General features: G+C 65.4%; 9 protein-coding genes. All 9 read right to left on the bottom strand.

The window, feature by feature from the left end:
* Positions 1–16: 16 nt before the first annotated feature.
* Entirely contained in the window at positions 17–2,446 is a 2,430-nt protein-coding gene (locus JZ791_RS23840; RefSeq protein WP_216897433.1) for a hypothetical protein, read from the bottom strand.
* Positions 2,443–2,940, bottom strand: coding sequence for a hypothetical protein (locus JZ791_RS45235; protein ID WP_254206204.1), 498 nt, complete (start codon positions 2,938–2,940; stop codon positions 2,443–2,445). Before JZ791_RS45235 ends, JZ791_RS23840 begins: the two co-directional genes overlap by 4 nt.
* Positions 2,933–3,718, bottom strand: a complete 786-nt coding sequence (locus JZ791_RS23830; RefSeq protein ID WP_216897432.1) for an ESX secretion-associated protein EspG — start codon at positions 3,716–3,718, stop codon at positions 2,933–2,935. The genes JZ791_RS45235 and JZ791_RS23830 overlap by 8 nt, the downstream gene beginning before the upstream one ends.
* On the bottom strand, positions 3,718–5,655 hold the full coding sequence (locus JZ791_RS23825) for a hypothetical protein (RefSeq protein ID WP_216897431.1): 1,938 nt from the start codon (positions 5,653–5,655) through the stop codon (positions 3,718–3,720). The genes JZ791_RS23830 and JZ791_RS23825 overlap by 1 nt, the downstream gene beginning before the upstream one ends.
* A gap of 25 nt (positions 5,656–5,680) precedes the next feature.
* Positions 5,681–6,040, bottom strand: a complete 360-nt coding sequence (locus tag JZ791_RS23820) for a YbaB/EbfC family nucleoid-associated protein (protein WP_216897430.1) — start codon at positions 6,038–6,040, stop codon at positions 5,681–5,683.
* A 14-nt stretch (positions 6,041–6,054) separates the two neighbouring features.
* Positions 6,055–6,546 (bottom strand): YbaB/EbfC family nucleoid-associated protein, encoded by a 492-nt coding sequence (locus tag JZ791_RS23815; RefSeq protein ID WP_216897429.1) that lies wholly within the window; start codon positions 6,544–6,546, stop codon positions 6,055–6,057.
* A 142-nt stretch (positions 6,547–6,688) separates the two neighbouring features.
* Complete coding sequence (locus JZ791_RS23810; RefSeq protein WP_216897428.1) at positions 6,689–7,369, bottom strand: hypothetical protein; 681 nt, start codon at positions 7,367–7,369, stop codon at positions 6,689–6,691.
* Positions 7,370–7,389: 20 nt separating this feature from the next.
* Positions 7,390–7,758, bottom strand: coding sequence for a hypothetical protein (locus JZ791_RS23805; protein ID WP_216897427.1), 369 nt, complete (start codon positions 7,756–7,758; stop codon positions 7,390–7,392).
* A gap of 111 nt (positions 7,759–7,869) precedes the next feature.
* Positions 7,870–19,264 (bottom strand): T3SS effector HopA1 family protein (locus JZ791_RS23800; protein ID WP_254206203.1); only part of this gene is annotated, 11,395 nt, incomplete at its 5' end.

The raw sequence follows: 19,264 nt of genomic DNA, 5'->3' as shown, positions 1-19,264 counted from the left end.
CCAGGTGCGGTGCATCTCAGATGGTCGCTTCCGATGTAGTGAATGCGGTTCCGGCGGAACCCGATCCGGCGCTCGTCGTGGTCCCCGGGTCGGCGCCGCCGCCCGCATGACCGGTGGCCGCGAGACCGGCGGTGACGTGGCTCGGAATCATCTGTGCCGAGTCGGACGAGACCGATGCGCGGAACAGTGCCTGCTGCGGTGATTGTGGACCGGTCGGGCCCGAGGGGCCGGACAGCCCGAGGGCATGTTCCGCGTCGTGCCCCAGGTGCTGGATATTGGCGCCGACGTCCCGCGCGGCATCGTGCAGGGTCTGCTGGAGGGACAGCACACCGTGTTCGTATTGCTCGGCGAGGTGTTGCAGGGCTTGGGGCAGCTCGTTGAGTAGCTGCTGACCGAGCTGTTCCAGGGCGGGGACGCCCGAGGACAGCAACTCCAGCGCCTCGGCGAGCGTGCCGAGCTCGTCCGAACTGCTTCCCGACGAGCCGCTGGAGCTGGAGGACGTGGTGCCGGTGCTCGTACCGGTACTCGTGCTGCTGCTGCTTCCCGATCCGCTGCCGCTGCTGGAATCGCTGCTGCCACTGCTGGAATTGCTGCTGCCGGTGCTCGAGTCGCTGGATCCGGTGCTCGAGCTGCTGCTGCCGGTGGAGCTGGTGGTTGTGGTGCTGGTGCCGCTGCCGGTGGAGCTGTCGCTGGATCCGGTGGAGCTGGTGTAGGTGCTGCCGGTGCTGGAGTCGCTGGATCCGGTACTGGAGCTGCTGCTGCCGGTGGAGCTGGTGGTTGTGGTGCTGGTGCCGCTGCCGGTGGAGCTGTCGCTGGATCCGGTGGAGCTGGTGTAGGTGCTGCCGGTGCTGGAGTCGCTGGATCCGGTGCTCGAGCTGCTGCTGCCGGTGGAGCTGTCGCTTGATCCGGTGCTGCTGGATCCGGTCGAGCTCGTGCTGCTGCCGGTGCTGGAATCGCTGGAACCGGTGCTGGAGCTGCTGCTGCCGGAGCTTCCGCTGGCCTCTGCTGCCTCGCCCGCGGCGTAGCCGGCGGTGTAACCCGCGGAGTAGCCGGCTGAATACCCGGATCCGGAGCTGGAGCCGGACCCGCTGGTGGAGCTGGATCCGCTGGCGCTGCTGTCGGATCCGCTGCTGCCGCTGCCGGATCCCGAGCTCGAGCCGCTGCTTCCGCTGCTGCTGCCGGAGGATCCACTGCTGGATCCGCTGCTGCCGCTGGAGCTTCCGCTGGATCCGCTGCTGCTGCCGGATGATCCGCTGGAGCTTCCGCTTGCGCCGGATGCGCCGCTGCTGGATCCGCTGGATCCGCTGCTGCCGGTGGAGCTTCCGCTTGCGCCGCTGCTCGATTGGGTGCCGGGGTCGGAGAAGGCGGGGGTGATGGCGGCGACCTTCTGGAGGCCCGGGGGATACAGGGAGGACCAGATTTGCTGGAGGGTGCTGACGTCGTGGCTGGTGGAGTGACAGCCGGACTGGGTGTAGTAGGTGCCGTCGCCGGTGTAGCCGCTGCCGCTGTAAGTGCCTGTGCCGCTGGCGTAGTCGTATTGGTATTCGGTGGGCATCTGTTTGTAGATGGCCTGGAGCAGGCTCAGGAGTTCGACGATGGTTTTGTACATCGCGCCCATGGTTTGGCCCAGGGAGGTGACGGCGCCGTTGACGTAGCTGTCTACGGCACTGACGGCGGCGCTGGCGCCTGAACCTGACCATTCGCCGGAGTTGAGGGCCTGCTGCATGTCCTCGTGGAAGGTGGTGGCCCAACTGTCCCAGGTGGTTTGCAGGGAGTTCCACTGTTCCGCGGCCGAGGACAGGGAGGGGTCGTTGTCGTCGATGGATTGGCCGATGTGGAAGAAGTCGTCGAGGCTGAAGGAGGTGCCGTCCTCGGCTTCGTCGGCGATGGTGGTGGCGTAGCTGTCGGCGGAGACGAGGTCGGCCGAGCCGGTGCCGCCGAGGCTGTAGCCGGTGGATCCGGACGAGCCGGAGCCGTAGGTCGAGTTGTAATCGGGGGCACTGACTTCGGAGGAGGAGTTGTCGATGGTGACCGATCCGGTGGAGCCCGGGTCGAGGGTGTTGAAGGTGTCGGCGCTGGTGTTGTCACTGCTCGTGTAGGCGTTGGCGGCGGCTTCGAAGGTTTCGCCCATGTCGGTGACGATGAGTTTGTGTTGGTAGAGATCGTTGTAGAGGTCGGTCCATTTGTCTTTGAGCAGGGTGCGGAAGCTGGCGGCTGAGCCGAGGGAGTCGGTGTCGGGGTTGCTGTTGGTGGTGACCAGGGGTTTGGCCGGTGTGGTGAGGGAGCCGACGGAGTTCATCATGGATTCGATGTTTCCGAGCAGGGTTGAGCAGGCGTTGTAGCAGGTGACCGCGACGGCGCTGTTGAACATCAGGTCGCCGTCGTTGGCCTGGGTTTTCAGGTTCGGCCATTGTGAGTCGTCGGTCCCGGTACCGGATGCCGTCACCACACACTCCCGTCGTGATCGAGCCAGCTGCGCGGCTCGTATTCATGGTTGTCTTCATCACCGAGTTCGGTTTGTTCCACCGCGTCCTGGGTGGGCAGTCCGAGCAGGTCCAAGGTCGGGTCGGTCATACCCAGCTGTGTCAGCTCGGTGCGTCTGGCGTAGCCCGCGCGCCCGGCTGCCAACCGGCACAGTCGCATCAGGTCGCCGGCCAGGTCCGCGGGTTCGCGCCGGAGCTGTCCGGCGTCGACACGCAGGTGCAGCGGCAGACCGAATTCCGTTGTCGTGACGACGATTTCGCCGGTGCGAAGGGATGCCTGGCCGGTCGACCAGCCGGTGTATCCGTTGTCCTGCGGCGCACCGACCGGGTTCGCCGACGAGGTCCGGCCCGGCGGTTCGGCGCCGCCGGGATCCACGGCGTCCGGCTCATCGGCAGGACCCCCGTAGACCGCGGTCTCGTGGATGGTCTGATCGGTGTACCAGTGCGGCTCAGGCACGGCGCTCGTCCTCCAGCGTTTGCAGCACCCTGGCTATGTCGGCCGCGATCAGCGCCGCCAGTCGATGCGGGTCGGCCCCGACCGCGATGGGGTCGGCGGTGTCGGGGATGACGTAACGGCCGTCGTCTACGAGATCGCGCCAGTAGATGCGGTGGATGGAAATCCCTCTCGGTCCGAAAAGTGAACGGCCCTGGGATATCTCGATGGAACCGAGCGCGCGCACGGGGTGATTCAGGAAGGCGGCGCTGCGTCGCTCGAGCTCCGGATAGCTGTCGTACACCTCGGATTGCCCGTACCAGTGGTCGATGTCGCTGCTGTCCGGTGGTTTCACCATGGGCATATCCGGTAGCCGGCCCGGCTCGAGCATGGGCATGGAGCCGACGACCGCGCCCGCCAGACGTTGGGCGTCACCCATGGTGATCGTGAATCCGCCGCTGTGCCACATGGATTCGCCGGGAAGCTGCCGGATCACCACGCCCATCGAGCCCTGCCGCGCACCGAGCACGCGCACGCGCGCCGCGGAATCCTCTGGATGCTCTGGATCCACACCGTGTGCCACCACCCGCACGTCGGCACGTGCCACGCGGCCGAGCGCGTCGTGCAGCGAACCGTCGTATCGGTCCCGCATATCCACCCAGGTTCGCGTGGCCAGGCGGGCGTATTCGTCGGCGTAGTGCACCGGCAGCAGGGCGCACAGCGGCGAGGGCAGGCGCTCGGCGAACAGCCTGTCCCACGCGACGACCAGTTCGGTGGCGGTGAGATTCCAGGTGAGAGCCATCAGTCGACCACCGGCCGCACACCACGCTCCAGGTCGCCGACCGCCTCGTCCAGGTGTTCGGTCGAGTTGAGCGCATCCGAGCGTTTTCGATACTTCTCCGGCTGCTGCGCGGCGCGGGCGCCGCCCATGCCGCCCATCGGCATGGACTCTCCCGGCTGGTGTGCCAATCCGGCGAGGCCCGGCCGCGCCTCCGGAGAGGCGCCGGAACTCGCGGCCAGATTCGAAGCCTGGTCGCCGGGTGTCTGCGCGGCGAGGGCCGAGCTCGCGTCGCCGCTGAGTCCGCCGAGCCCGCCCAGTCCGCCGAGCCCGCCCGTGAGTATGCCCTTGTCCGCGTTCGCCGTTTGGGCGGCGATGTGGTGACCCGATGGTGTCGAGGCCGTCGTGGTCGGCTGGCGCAGGGTGGTCAGCAGGCTGCCCACTGTGCTCGCCAGTGACAAGAGGTCGGAAGAACCACTGCTGCCCGAGGACGACGAGCTGCCGGAGGAGCTGTCCGAGGAGCCGGAACTCGAATCCGATCCGCTCGAGCTGTCGCTGCCGGAGGAACTGTCGCTACTACCGGTGCTGGAGTCGCTGCTGCCTGTGCTCGATCCGCTGCTGCCTGTGCCGGAGTCGCTGCTGCCTGTGCTGGAACCGCTGCTGCCTGTGCTGGAACCGCTGCTACCGCTACTGGAGTCGCTGCTGCCGCTGCTCGATCCGGTGCTGCTGGACCCGCTCGATCCGGTGCTGGATCCACTGCTGCCGCTGCTCGATCCGGTGCTGCTGGACCCGCTCGAGCCCGTGCCGGAGTCGCTGCTTCCGCTGCTCGACCCGCTCGCGCTGCTGCTTCCGGCGGCTCCCGCGCTGCCGGATCCGCTGCTGCCGGAGCTGGATCCGCTCGATCCGGTGCTGGATCCGCTGCTGCCGCTGCTCGATCCGCTCGATCCGCTGCTGCCGGTCGAGCCGGACCCACTGGAACCACCGTTCGTCACCTGATTCGGCGTGGGCAAAACGGCGATGTCGTCGCTGGTGGAGGAGAAGGAGTCCGTGTAATGCGTGGTGAACGCGTTCTGATACGGCTCGGTCTCCGAGGCGATGTCGGAGGCCGTGGTGCTGTAACCCGAGCCGCTGGTGGTCGGCGGATCGGGCGAGGTCGGCATGGCGTTCTTGGTGTCCTGCAGCCAGCTCGAGGCGGAGACCAGGGTGTCGCCGACCTTCTTCATATCGGTGGTCAGGAGATCGGCGGCCCGCACATACTCCTTGGTGGCGCTGATCGCCGCCGACGCACCGGACCCGGTCCACTCACTCTCTGCCGACTCGATGCTGCTGCTCAAGGTGGAGAAGTCGCCGGCCAGTTCGCCGGCCAGCCACCGCCAGACGCCCCCGGCGTCGGCCACCGACTGGGGTTTGATGCTCTGGCCGATGGAATACAGCTGCTGCCAGCTGAAACTACTGCCTTGCTCTGGTGTGATGTCCACCGATTCCGTGGTGCCAGAAGACGAGCCGCTCGCGGAGGACGAACTGCTCGCGGAGGAGGGTATCGAGGGCGACTGCGCCACACCGCTCGGCGAGGTACCGCCCGAACCGTCGAACGAGATGTCGTCGAAACTCTGGGCCGACTCGTTGTCCGAGCTCTCGTACTGCTTTCCGGCCGAGACGAAGGTGTTGCCCATATCGGTCAGGACGCTGCGATGCTGGTTCAGCCGTTCCACCAGTTCGGTGCCGAACTTCTGCTCGAATACCGCGGCCAGTTCCTCGCCCGAGTTCGTCTCGGCGATGGTCGGACTGCCTTCGGCGGAGTTGCTCTGGATCCAGCCGATCATGCCGACAACGGCGTTCAGCATCGTCTCGACATGCTCGGCGCACTGCTGCGCGATTCCGGACTCGAGCATCAGTTGGCCGTCGCTCGAGCTCAGGCTCGACCAGCCGGTGTCGTCCGAGGTGCTCGAATCTGTTGCCACGGTCACACTCCCACGTGATCGCGGCTCAGCGCAGCTGCTCGCGCAGGTCCGCGATGCCACTCGCGGTGTCGTCCACCTCGGCGCGCCCGCCGTGGTCGGGGGCGATCGGTGCGAACAGTGCGGAGGTCTGCTCGGCCACGTCGGTCACCGCCCGTTGCGATGCCTCGGTGATCGCCGCGGCGATCTCGTCGTAATCCAGACCTGTGATATCGGAGGAGAATTTGATATCGATGGCGATTCCGTCGGCGTTGACGGTCACGGTGACCCGGCGGCGCTCGGCGGTGCCGATGCCGATCAGCCCGGTGCGTTCCTGCTGCAGGCGAGTGATCTCGCTGAGTTGCGCGTGGAACTGCTCCAGGCTTTTCTCGGTCTGCTCGTTGTTCATGCGTGACGTTCCTCTCAGCGATCGAACGCGCTGTCCGAGCGCGGGCGGTATTCGACCGCGTCCTCGAATTCGATTGCCGTCGAGGTGAATTCCCGTTCGCCGGGCGGGGTCAATGGTGCGGCGGGCGGTACGGTCGGCAACTCCGGCAGCACGGGCACGCCCCGTATCAGATCCGACAGGTTCGGCATCTTGGCTCGCGCCGCCAGCATCGGGGCGAGCAACTCCTCGGTCTTGCTCCGCACGTGTGCCGCGGCCTGCTGCGCGGCCTGCAATGTGCCCCGGGCGATCTGGCTGTAGGTGAGATCGTCGACGTTCTCGCTGAAGGTGGTCGCGATGATGGAACCCGAAGCGTTGACGACCACGGTGATCCGTCCGCGTTCCACGCTGGCCGAACCGGTCAGGGCGTCACGCCGACGACGTGTGTCGCCCGCCTGCGCTATGGCGCTCTGGATGGAATCAAGGAACTCGGCTGCATCGGTTATCAACCGATTGTTCGGCTGGGACATGATGCCTCACAACATTTCTCGACGTGTCGTGGCAAACGGTACAGCGCACCACACCATGTCGCCATTTCTCGGCGGTGGACTTGTTTTGTTGACAAGAACCATTGTTGCGCATGCTATTTCGGTGAACGAAGCATGTCGGGGATTATAAATCCGACAGCGTCGTCATATCCTGCCCGATACCCTCGGTCTCGAGCGGGAGACCGGTGTACGCGACCAGGTACTCGATCACTTCGGCCGGGTCCTGCTGCCCTTCCGCATCTGGCATCAGGACCAGGAAGCGGGACGGCGCGGGACCACGCTCGCCCACCAGAGCAACCAGTTGGCCGCCGCGCAGGCGTAATACGAGCAGGGTCGTCTCGGCGCCGGATATCTCGGCGTCCAGGTCGAACGATGCCCGCACCGACTCCTGCGCCAGCGGGAGGGGCAGTTCGAACCAGGCGATCGGCAGGCCGGAGCCCAGTGAGGGCCATTGTTCGGGATCCACCGGCAACAGCGTCGGCTGCGGCCAGGGCCTTCGCCGTTCCAATTCGATCAGCAGTCGTCCCAGAAATGACAGAATGGCTGCCGCGGAATGAATTTCCGCGGCAGCCAGCGCCATCGGCGGCAATGTGGCGGTGGTCACGGCACGGACGAATACGGGATGGAAATCGGCCACGGTCGCCTCGTAGCTGAGCCGGTCGATCAGGTCGTCGGCGGCGTGCGTGACCAGTTCGTCGCCCGACAGATCCGAAACATATCGTGCGGAGTCGCAGAACATTTCGAGCAGCATCTCGTACTGCTCGTCGTCGGGTGGTGAATCCCACATCACCGGTTCGGCGTCCACGGTGTGGCGATCCGGTGAGTTCAGCTGCTGCTGCCGGTGGCGCCGACCGCCTCGATGAACTCGTCGCCGTATTCGTCCTCACCCTTGTTGAACGCCTCGGCAGCGTCGACGATATCGCTGCCGTACGCGGTGAATATGGATGAGAACGATGGCAGCGACCCGGTGGCGCCGAGGAGCGAGTCCTTGGACGCGAGGTATCCCGACGCACCGCTGGCGAACTGCTCACCGATCTTGTCATCACCCCACGGCTCGCCGAGAGCGTCGATGGTGGCACTCAGATTCGAGGTGATCGAGGACAGGGTGTTCGACAGATTCGCGAAGTTCGAACCCGCCGTACTCAGCGCGTCGATGTCGACTTCCAGCGGATCCGAGGAGTCGGACGATGCCATGGTGACCTCCTGACAGGCGTATGGAATAGCCGTGGCACCGGGGCGAGCCCAGCAGTGTCGCACCAAAGGTAGTGATCACGAACCGAATTCGCGACTCGGGATGTGATGATGCTAAGTGCGAGGCAAGGACACCACTATCGTCGGCTCGTCTGTCTCGAACTCCGAGGCATGCGCCGCCGCCTCAGCTGCGTGCTGAAGATACACAGCCAGATATTCGGTGGCCGCGGCGTGATCCAGGGTCCGCTCGTCCATGCCTTGGGCATGGTCGGCCTGTATGTCGTAGCCGCCCGTGGTCACTGTCGATCGGAGTTCCCCGAATGGGGGCGCGGAAATATGGATGCGGGTTCCGGGACGATATCCGAAGTCGAACGCCGCGAGGAAGTTGTCCAGGTTGTGGAATGTCTCGGTGTGGTTGTCGGGCAGGTTGAGATGTGGCCGGTCGGGGTCGATGCCGTTGTCGCGGAATTGGTTCAGCACCGCGGTGTGGAAGTCGTCGTAGGCGCCGGCGCGATGTTGGTTCAGTGCGTCGGCGATCAGGTGGGTCCGCAGTCGGCTGACGCTGTGTGGTGGCGGTTTGGCGATGAAACCGACGCCGGGCAGAAGTTGTTCGGTTCCGGGTGGTACGTCCCAGAGGAACAGGTGAGTGTGGTCGGTCTGTATCGCCCGCAGCCAGAGTGCCACTCGGCGTACTGCGGCCAGGTCGCGGACGGAGATCGCCAGGCCGGCCGATTGCCGCTGCATGGGGCCGGCCACGGTCACGGCGTATACCCCGGGGAACCGGGCGGGGTCGTCGATGATGCCGTGCACGACATCGGCGGTTATCCGGTGGCGTTGGGCGTGGGGCGTGTTCACGTAGATCGCGAACTCGGCGTCTTGCGGGCTCATCCCATCGGGCGGGTTCACCCGGGCATACCCCACTGATGAGATGTCTTCGAGATTCCAGCGTTCGACGTTTTCCGGGGTGAGTATGTCGTTACCGCGCAGGCCGTCCAGTAGGGCGATGTTCCGAAGTCCGGCCATCTGCACGCGGGCCCGTTGCGCGGGTCCGGGTGCGCGGTCGCGCAGGAGGGCCGCCAGGTTGTGCACGTACTGCTGGTGCTGGTAGTGCGGGATGTCGGTCTGCTGTTCCGCGCCGCGCTGCGCTTGGATGATGTAGAGATCATGTGCGGCGCGTTGTGGTTCGTGGTCGATCTGCTGCCTGACGTCCCAGAGATCGCGCAGGAAGGTATCCAGGCTTTCCCGCGACAGCGCCGGTGAGAGTTCCTGCCTGCCCGCGTAGATCAGTTCCCGCAAGGCCCGCAGGTCGCTGTACCACACGTGTGGCTGTGCCGGAAGTATCGTGGTGTACAGCTGCTCCAGTGTGGGTGGTTTGTTGTCGCGTGTGGCCGGGAGTCGTAGGACAGCGCGTGCGAGCGTCGTGTCCGGCCAGTATTTCTCCGGCGGTATGGCTGGTCGGGCGGTCGCGAACAGGCCGCCCTCGATCCATTGGCCGATATCGGGCGAGCCGGAGTCCTGCTGCTGGCTCTGCGCGCCCTGGTCCCATATCGTGATGGCTTCCGCGATGGTGGTCTCGCGCCCGAAGACAGTCCTGCGCTTGAATTCCAGTCGGCGGAACCGCGTCACGACATCGCTGATGTGCCCGCCGGTTCTGGTCGCATAGGCCTGCAAGAGCACGGCCTGCTCGATGGTCACCCCGAGCTTGGCAGTTGCCCCCGTCGCGTTGATGGCGTGCAACGAGCGGCGGGTACCGGCAGCGGTGGCAGCGGTGTATGCCTTCAGGTCCGTACGCTGCAGGTCTGTCAGTTCGCGGATTCCTCCAGCGGTGGGTGGTTGCAGTCGGTTCTCCTCGACGGCTCGGCGCGTGACGTCCTCGACATGCTCACCACTCGAGGCGGCTTCGTACTGCATCCGCTGGGCGTCCCTGAGACTGATCCCGAGCATCGTGGCGGCGTTCGACGCCGCGGTTTTGACCCACGAGTTGGTCAGGATCGGAATTGTTCCGTCGTAAGGTTCGTCGTTGGCGGTGTATGCCCGCAGCGCCTCCCGCTGGGCGTCTGTCAGTTTCTGGGTTCCCCCATCCGCGGGTGGCATCAGCCGCCCGTCCAGGCGTGCCTGCGTCACGATATTCGCGAAATCCTCGACCTCGTGTCGCCCGCTCGCGGTGGCTTCGTTCGCCAGGGCGGCGAGCTGTGGGACGGTAACCCCGAGGTCGACGGCTGCCCGGTATACCCAGGCCCGCACCCCGATGGCGGAGGCGTTCTCGCCGAAATCCTGTGCCGCTGCCACATAATGTTCGTGATTTTGGGCGTATTTCATCACCGCCTTCCATCGGTTGTTCGTCAGGTTGGTTTCGCTGTCGGCGGGTAGCGTCCGTCGCACCCGGCGGGCCTGACGCGAGGCGACAGGCGGTGCTTCTCGCTCTTTGTCGGTGGGTCGCAGAGCCGGCATTGTTTCGGGGATCGTGATGTCAGGCGGGAAGAAGCCGAGTTCGTACTCGCCATCGTGCCGGCGCAGGAATATGACCGATGAGCGGTCGGGGCCGTGGAAGAAATGTTCTCGGGTGATGCCGGTGTGAATGAAGGCGATGTTGGATTCGGTAAGACGGGCGAGAACGACCACGGCGAAGTCCACACGATGGTGTCCGAGGTATGCGTGCTGCCCGAGGTAGTGGTAGCCGCCGGTACCGCGCCCGCCGGCCCTCAGCTCGGTGATCATCTGGTTCAGCAGATTCTTGCGCAGACCGGTCATGTGTTGGCCGAATTCGTTGCGGCGGACGCGTTCGACGTCGGCCGCATGCTCGTCGGCGGGGCGGAACCATCGGCGATACTCGTTTTCCAAGGCCAGGCTGATGTCGAGGTCGTCGTTGGTGATGTGGGTGGCAAAGTGATCGAGGTCGGCGGCCAGGTGGTCCGCCAGATTCCGGCGCAGCCGCCGGGCTCTCTCCGGTAGCTGCTGTGCGTGCTCTGATTCCCGAATGTGAGCCAGCGCCCGGGCGATTGTCGAGGTCAGTGGATCATCATCTGGGGAATAGACGGTCTGCCAGTGTGTTTCGTCCACAGTAGGCAGCGCGGCAACAACCATCTCGTCCCCGTGGTCACGCAGGGAGCGGGTGAACCGCGCCCTGGTCTCGACCGTCTCCTGTCCGTCCCGGTCGACCCCGATGCCGCCGTCGGTGCGGACTCGGGCCGGTGTGCCGTCGGGCAGCTCGAGCTGGGTCCCGGCCAGCACGATGTTCCTGTCCAATCGCTCTGCCAGCTCGGCGGCGGTATACAGCGCGATCGGATCGGGCGTGTCAGGACTCGGCTGGAACACTGCTGCCGTCGGCTCCGCGCTCTCGAACCCTGGAGTGTCCGCCATCGCCCGAGTGACGCGCTCCAAATGATCGGTCAGTTCGTCGGCCGCCGTGGCGTGGTCCCAGAACTCCTCGTTCACCTCGTCGGTGTAGCGGAACTGCGCTTTGTAGCCGTGCAGGGTCACCGTCAGCTGGAACTGTGTGTGGGGAGATCCCAGAACATGGATGCGAGTACCGGGCGGGAAGCCGCTGATGAACGCCTCCCGGAGATCGTTCCGGTGATGGAATACCTGCACCCCGTCGTCGGGCGGGTCCTCGTCCCAGGGGACGTCTTCGGCGATGTCGTGGTCGCTCCGGCTTGGATCGACGGCCGCCGGCTGTTCCGCGATTCGTTGTGCGAAATACCTGTTGATCCTGTCGATATTGACGAGTCTGTGCCGGATGGCGTTGTGCACTATTTTTTCGCTACTGACGCCCAGCCTTTCACTCGCAGAGTTTACCAGGGTGGCAGTCGCAGCCGTATTCCCCGTGCGTATTTTGATTTCCTCACCCGTGTAGCCGGCGGCCAAATATTCGATGGTCTCACGTTCATTGGGTGTGAAGAAAACGGATCGCCGGATGTCGGGGGTGGTTTCGCAGACGACTGCCTCGGTGATTGCCCTGCCGAATCTGTCGAGCATGTCCTGGATCGCCGCCCAGGCATAGCTTTTCTCATCGCGGTGGGGGGCGTTGTGGTAGCGGTATTCGATGACCCTGTAGCTACCGTCTGGGCCGACGGTCAGTCGCAGGATATTGGCGCCCATGTATACGTCGATACGTGCCCGGGGTTGGAGGTCCGGATTCGGTGCCCGGAGGTATTCGAGGAATTCGCTCGGTTCGAACCAGCGGATACCGCTGTCGATGTGATCGTCCAGCGGGTCGTATCCGTTTTCGGCTCTGATCTTATTGATTTCTCCTATATTCACGAGGCCGAGCCGACGGGCCCGCAGTGCGGCGTCTTGCCGGCTCTTGGCACCGAGCTTCTGATGAGCTCTGCTTCTCAGGTTCCGCAGTGCGGAGTTGTTCTCGATCGCGACCTCTTCATCGCCGTAAAAGGCGGCGTCGTGCTCGAGCGCCTTTCGCTCGTGGGGCGTCAGAAAGTAAGGCAAATGCGATTTGGGGAGGTTGGTGGTGGGTTCGTAGATCACTGCTTCGCTGATGTGCTCGACGGCAAAGTATTTTTCCAGGATATTCTGGGTGTTCTTCCAGTCGTAGCCTTCGTCGTCGTTGCCGGTATAGGAGGTGAAGCGGCCACTCCGGGAGTGGTTTTGGATGGTGTATCGCCGGTTGCCGGTGGCGACCAGTCGAATGGCTCTGGCAGAGGTGTATATGTCGATGTGGGTGCCGGGGTCGAGGGTGAGTTCGGCCGTGAAATGTTCGAAGAAGCTCGTCGGATTTTCGAGCCATCGGGTTCCGTCGACTACGTATGGAGGAGTCTGATCGTTGTAGCCGGGGTGGCCTGCGGGCGTGTAGAGAATGGCGGATATTCTCACCGGCTCGCGTCCAGGTCGTGGGGGGAACGGGTGGAGCATTCCCATACCCGGGTCGTTGACAAGGATAGATCCGTCGTCGTTGGTGATCAGGTACGTGTGGGCGCCGACGCCGTTCCGGTCGGTGGTGTATTCGTCTACGACCAGCGCGGTCGAGCCGGGCCCGAGATCCTCCAGCGCACTACGAATGTGCGCGTGGTCCTGGTATCTCCGCAGTGACGCTGCGGCTGCGTGTTCGAGTTGTTCTCTGGTGACCCCTGCGGCGCCTGGCGTTTCGAGTGTGTGGATGTTCGGATTGCCGGTGCGTTCACGCAGGACGGCCAGCGTGCGCGATGCGCAATCATTGGCGGGTGTGCTCCACGGTCCGGATGGAGTATCGGCGTCCCGGGTGGGGGTTGCCCCGATCCGGATCGTCGGATCGAGGGGATCGCCGTCGGGGTTCCAGTGTGTCGGATCCTGGGCGCGAGGGCCGGGGATGGTCTCGGTGAAGTGCCCGCGCAGGACGGTGAAGTCGGGGCGGTAGTAGGAATCGAAGGGGTCCGGCCCGAATCCGGTGATTACGTAGGGTGTGTTACTCGCGAGCAGAAGTTCGTTTTCGTGTGTGTTTTTCTTGCGGCCGTCGCGGCCCAGGTAGATCCCGTGTAGCCCGGGTAGTACGACGAGTTCGATGCGGAAGTTCGGCTGGGTGCTGAGTTCGATCAGTTCGCTGTGCAGGGAGGTGGAAAGGAGTCCGAGATCGCGTTGGGGGACGTTGCGGACAAGGGTGAGGTCTTTGCGTCCGTCGAGCGGGTTTCCGTGCTGGTCGATCAGGAAGTCGACGTGTCCGAGTGAGCGCACGACGAGGAACGGTTCGGTCACCGGCAATGGCCGGCTGGTTCCCTGGCCGAGCAGTTCTAGATACGGGCGGACATTGTCCGGCGTGGGCGACGCGCCGAAATATCTCAGGTATGCCTTGGTGAACCGGCTGTAGTCTCTCCCGTTGGTACGGATCTCCTCCCAACGCGCTTCCGGGCGGTGGTGCTGAAGAATGTCGTCCAGCGCACGCAGTTTCAGAACTTCGGAATCTTCGAGATGGACCTTGTCCCGCAGGGCGTTTCTCGACTCGATCAGCAGGTTGAGACCGGGGTGCTCGGGATGTCCCTCGCTGAGCAGGTCCGTGGTGGCGGCATAGCGCTGGAGCCGGTCGAATATTTTCTCGAAACTCTCGCCCGTGCTGCGTAACAGTATGTTGGTGACGGCGGCCGTTTGCTGGTAGGTCATCAGCGCGGCGCGTACTTCGGGGGACTGCTGGTGGAACGCACGCAGCATGTTGTGGCCGAACTCGGCTCCGTCTCGGTCGCTGGCGAATACGCGCACATCGAGGGGTAGCTCGGCGGCGGGGGTATCGAGGATCGAGGGATGCGTCGTCACCGTTGACGGAACGGATGCGGTGAGCGTCGCGGGTGCGTATACGTGGATCTGCTGTATCTCGGGATGGTGTGTGGAGAATTGGGTGATCGCCGTTCCCAGGCCCTCGGCGGAATCGCCGGGCGACTCGGTGCCGTAGTCGATCCAGACGACGGTTGCGTCGCCGGGGGTGATTCGGTCGTGCAGGCCCGCGGCGCGGCCGGGCATGTCGTACATCTCGGCGGGAGAGGTGGCGGAGTGGGCATGCCAGTGCACCGTCGATGCGGTGTCGACGGGCCCGAAAGCGATGGCCACACGGCCGCGGCCGCCCGATTCGTTTCGGACGAAAGACAGCAGGTGCACCGTCGGCGGCGTGCTGCCGGAACGATCGGCGGCCGCTGCGGCGTTCCTGATCGCGGTGCGCAGGTAGGTGCGGGGGATGTGCAGGTTGTGCTGGCGTTCCTCCAGGTCCGGGGGCAGTTCGTCGCCGGTGTTCTCCAGGAACCAGGCTTTGTCGAGGAGTAGGTACCGAGTGTTGCGGCTGTGCCGGATCGGGGCGGGCAGGACGTCGCTGTTGCGCAGCGCGGGGAACTTGTCGAGCAGTCCGAGCTGTTCTTTGTTGAACCAGTCGGTGAAATGCAGGTTGTCCCACCAGGTCCGGCCGGTACCGGGGTGGGTGTAGAGGGAATCGGGCTCGTGCAACTGCCGTAGCACCTGCGGTGAGAGTTCGCCGCTGTCGTCCGCGAGGCTTTGGAGCCGGTCCACCTCGAGTTCGAAGAGCCTCGTGGTGAGTTCGTCGGTGATCTCGAACGGGGCGGCTTTGCGCAGTGCGGGGAATCCGGTCAGTAGACGCAGCTGTTCGGCATCCGGTAGGCGATCGAAATGCAGGTTGTTCCACCAGGTTTCACCGGCATCGCGCCACCAGGAGTCCGAGGTGTCCGGGTCGTCGAACCCAGGGGGCGGCCGCAGCGGATCGTCCGGGCCGCCGATCGGTTGGTGTCGGACCGTTTCGGGGTCCGGGGTGGTGGGGGTTGCGCCGATGCGGATGTCACGTGCGGCGGTGTTGACAGGGGTTCCATCGGTCCCGGTGAAAGCGAGAGTCGCTGCCGCCCGTTGTGATCGAAGCTGCCGAATCAGTTTCGGCATGCGGGGGGTGGGCAGTACCTTCGCGGACAGCACGGTGATCCGGTCGCCGGGCGTGATATCGGTGATCTGGTAGCGCGTATCGCGGGCGAGTACGAGTTCGTGCTGGTCCGGGTGCATGCCGTCCTCGCCGAGGTAGATGCCGCGCGCGCCGCGTGGTAGCTCCAGTTCCAGCCGGAACTCGGCACGGCGGAAGTCGACCGTTTCCGCACTCACCGAAGTCGACAGGTAGCCCGGCTCGCGCTGAGTGACGCCGAGCAGCAGCTGAGGATCCCTAGCACCCAGTGGCCCGCCGTCGGGGGCGAGCATGAACTCGACATCCTCCAGGGCGCGCACGACACGGATCGGCTCGGTCAGCGGCAATTCGCGGTCGGTCGCGTCATCGAGCAGCCCGATGACCTCCTCCAGGGTTTGCTCCTGAGCCCACGGTTCGAAGTCCCGGCCGAATTGTTCGGCGTAATGCCTGGACACCCGGAGATACAGTGCGGCATCGGCACTGATCTGGTTCCATCGAGCCCCAGGACGCTCGTCCCGAAGGATCGTGTCCAGCGCCCGCCGTGCCCGATCTTCATCCGTGTCGCGGATATCCTTGTTGCTCAGCGTATTCCAGCCATCCCTCAGGTCGTCGATTCGCAGGTCGAAGCCCAACTGGCCCTGGAGCAGGGTGACGATTCGGACGCTGTCGCGCAGACCGTCGATCCGGTTGCGCAGGCCCTGGTCCGAGGTGATGCCGCGCAGCACATCGTTTATCCGCGATGACTTCTCGTAGCCGAGCATCGCGGAGCGGACCTGCTCCGGCAGCTCGCCCCAGACCCGCAGCTGCCGGTAACCGAAGTTGTCGCCGGCGATGTCGGAGGTGAATCGGCGCACGCCGTCGATGACGTGGCCGCGGTCGGTCACGAATGCGCTGCCCTCGGCGGTGCGGCCGATCTCGTAGCCGCCGTCGGGCGTCAGGCGAAGGAATGCCTTCTGTGCGCCCGGTGGGCCGGCGGTCTCGGATACCTGTCCGTCCGGATGCACGATCATCAGGAGGACGCCGAGGGCGTCCGCAGCCAGTTGCACTGTCGCGCCGAGGGATTCGTGGCCCGATGCGCCGAGGTCGGCGATCGCGCGGCGAGAGGCGGCGAGCCACTGGTCGAAGCTGCCCCGCAGCTGTTGCTCCGCGTGGGGGTCCCACGTCCCCGAAGGTTGGCTGTCCACGGTGGCGCGGCGCAGGCGCTCTTCGAGTTCACGGTCGCGCACGTAGCTGTCGATGCGCTGCCGGACGTCGTCGCTCCTGGGCAGGCGCAGGATTCGTGTCAGGGCGGATTGCAGTGGGCTGCTCGTGGCGTGCACCGGCTCCCAGCTCGTGATCATGCGGAGGTCCGGATGGTTGGTGAGGGTGGTCATGCCGATGCGCAGATCGTGACCTGGGCTCGCGGCCGGGGTCATGCGGTGTGCCGGTGGCGCGAATGCCTCACGGGTGTGCAGGTTTTCCTGGTCGAGTGGGTAGGCGATGCCGTCGTCGGTCATCGCCACATGCAGGTTCGGCATGCTCCCGCCCGAGGTGTGCAGCATCAGGAACGGGACATCGGGCCTGTTGTTCCGATATATCTCCCGAGCGTTGTTTGGTTGCAGCGCAATAAGGTTGAGTTCGAGCATCCGGGCGGCGATGGGGATCAGGTTGTCCATGGCCGAATCGGTGGACGCGTGCGGGTCGTGCAGGCGGGAGATCAAGGTCTGCAAGGCCTCTCGCTGCGCGTGTGCGATTTCCTGATCGGATTGCCCGCGCCGGATCGCTTCGGTTGCCCGATCGGCGTCCGTGATTCGCCCGGCCTGGATCTCGGCGTCGACGAGCCTGCGCCGGTTCGTTTCGGCGTGCGAGAGCCGAATGAGTTCCGGCGAGGCCATCATCGGGACGATAGTGTCGAAGTTCTCCCGCATCCGCTCCAGGAGTGTGGTGCGCGCCTCGTGCGCGGTACCGTGGACGCCCAGTCTGGACAGTGCTTCGAAGAACTGATTGCCGTTGGGCGCCATGGAAATCCATCGTGGCGTATGGGTGGGATTACCCGCTGCGGTGTAGAGGATGGCGTACGTTCTGGCGGTTTCGTACTGTTGATGCGGGGGGAATCGGTGGTGTACACCCATACCCTGGTCCTCGACGTGGATGACTCCGTCGTCATTGGTGAGCAGGTAGACGTGAGCGCCGATGCCGTGCTGCTGGGGGGTGGTGATCTCGTCCAGGACCAGTGCTGTCGAGCCGGGGCCCAGGCGCAGCAGCGCGCTTCGGATATCGGTGTGGTCGCGATACCGGCGCACGGATGCCGTTGCGGCGTATTCGAGTTGACTCAGGGTGATGCCTTCGGGCCCCGATACTTCGATTACCTGGATGTCCTGATTGCCGGTGCGCGCGCGGAGTGCGGCCAGCGTGCGGGGCGCGCAATCGTTGCGGTCGAGTGTGTTTCGCTGTCCGGACGGGTAGGCCGTTCGGGTGGAGCCGATCCGTAGTTCGCCCGGGTGGGGTGTGCTGCCGTCGGCAGGGGGCGCGACTCGGTTGAGGTGTACCCGGTCGGGGTCGATGTCGTTGGTGTGGAACTGGTTCAGTACTTCGGCGTGGAAGTCGGCGTAGGAGCCGTGGCGATGCAGGTCGAGCGCCGTGGCGATCGCGGCGGCACGAATCCCGCCGGAGCTGTCGTGCGCCGGTTCCGCGGCGAAGCCGACGCCGGCCAGCACCTGTTCGGTTCCGGGCGGCACATCCCACAGGAACAGTGCGGCATGGCTGCGCTGAACCGACCGAAGCCAGGCGACCACCCGATCCACTGCGGCCGGATCGCGCATGTAGATCACGATGCCGTCGGTCCGCTGCGCCAGCGGCCCAGCCGCTTTCGCCGCGTACACCCCGGGGAACCGGTCGGGGTCATCGAGGACCTCGTGGACGACCCGGGCCATCATCGAGGGGAGCGCGGAGCCGGACGTATTCAGGTGAACCTTGAAGCCGATGTCCTGGCGGCGCAGGCTCATCGTGGTCTGGTCCGCCCGGACGTACTGCACGAACGGGATGTCTTCGATCGCCCAGTCGTCGGCGTTGTCCGGTGTCAGGGTGCCTACGTCCTGCAGAATGGCATACTGCGCGCGTCCGGGTGGGCGGTGGTCGAGGATGTCGACCAGTTCGTCCCAGTAGTCGTCCGGGTCCGGGGCAGGCTCTCCGGCTCCCCGCTGCGCGTACAGGCCGTAGATGTCGTCGTCGGATTGCACCAATTCGCGGTAGTCCCAGATGTCCCGCAGGAAGGCATCCATGCTTTCCCTCGACAGCGTCGGCGGATGCGCCCCGTTGCGCAGGTAGGACCGATCCCGCAGCGTCAGCAGCTCGTCGAACGACAGGTTCGGTTGCGTCGGTAGGACCGTGGTGTAGAGCTGATCCAGCGTGCGCGGGCGATCGAACAGGTCCGGGAAGTCCCGGATGGCGTGCTCGAGTGCCGCGTCCGACTCGGGGCGAGTCGGCGGTACGGCCGGCCGGGCGTGCGGGAACAGGCTTCCGTCGTACCACGAACGTCCGCGGGGGCTGTCGGAGTCGGGTTGCTGCGGCTGTGCAGGTCCCGTGTGCTCGCCGTGGTGTGCGGTCGCTGGTTCGGTTCGTGGATCGGTGGTCGTGTCGGTGGTGATGCTCGTGGTGCGGGGAGGCTGGTCGACAGCGGTCGGACCCGGCTCGGTGTGCCCGCGCAGACCTAGGAAGAAGTCGGGCGCGGGCTGCGTCTCGGTATCCTCGTCCGCGTCGTCCGCGTCGTCCGCGTCGTCCGCGTCGTCCGCGTCGTCCGCGTCGTCCGCGTCGTCCGCGTCGTCCGCGTCGTCCGCGTCGTCCGCGTCGTCCGCGTCGTCCGCGTCGTCCGCGTCGTCCGCGCGTTCGATGCTGGGAGACCGGCCTATGTCGTGCGCATCATCGGTACTGTCCGGGCGTGCCTGGACGTCGTGCTCATCGGCGACGGGATCTGTAGCGCCGATGCGGAGTTCGCCGCCGGCGGCTTGTTCGGCTTCGCGGAATGAGCGGCCGTTGAGGGGCGCGGGGGTTTGTGATCTGCGGGTCGGTGCGCTGGGCGGGGTGCGGGAGATGCCGGTGATTGCCTCGTCGAGGAGGTTGGTGGTGGTCGCGAGGGAGCGTGGTGCGACGGTGGCGCGGGGG

Source organism: Nocardia alni, assembly GCF_019038435.1.
Lineage (GTDB): Bacteria > Actinomycetota > Actinomycetes > Mycobacteriales > Mycobacteriaceae > Nocardia > Nocardia alni.
Note: the sequence above shows the minus strand (reverse complement) of the source record. Positions and strands in the feature narration are given on the sequence as shown.

Excerpts from the sequence above, each read along its gene's own strand:
- JZ791_RS23830 (WP_216897432.1), bottom strand. The coding sequence starts at position 3,718 with ATGGCTCTCACCTGGAATCTCACCGCCACCGAACTGGTCGTCGCGTGG.
- JZ791_RS23820 (WP_216897430.1), bottom strand. The coding sequence starts at position 6,040 with ATGAACAACGAGCAGACCGAGAAAAGCCTGGAGCAGTTCCACGCGCAA.
- JZ791_RS23815 (WP_216897429.1), bottom strand. The coding sequence starts at position 6,546 with ATGTCCCAGCCGAACAATCGGTTGATAACCGATGCAGCCGAGTTCCTT.
- JZ791_RS23805 (WP_216897427.1), bottom strand. The coding sequence starts at position 7,758 with ATGGCATCGTCCGACTCCTCGGATCCGCTGGAAGTCGACATCGACGCG.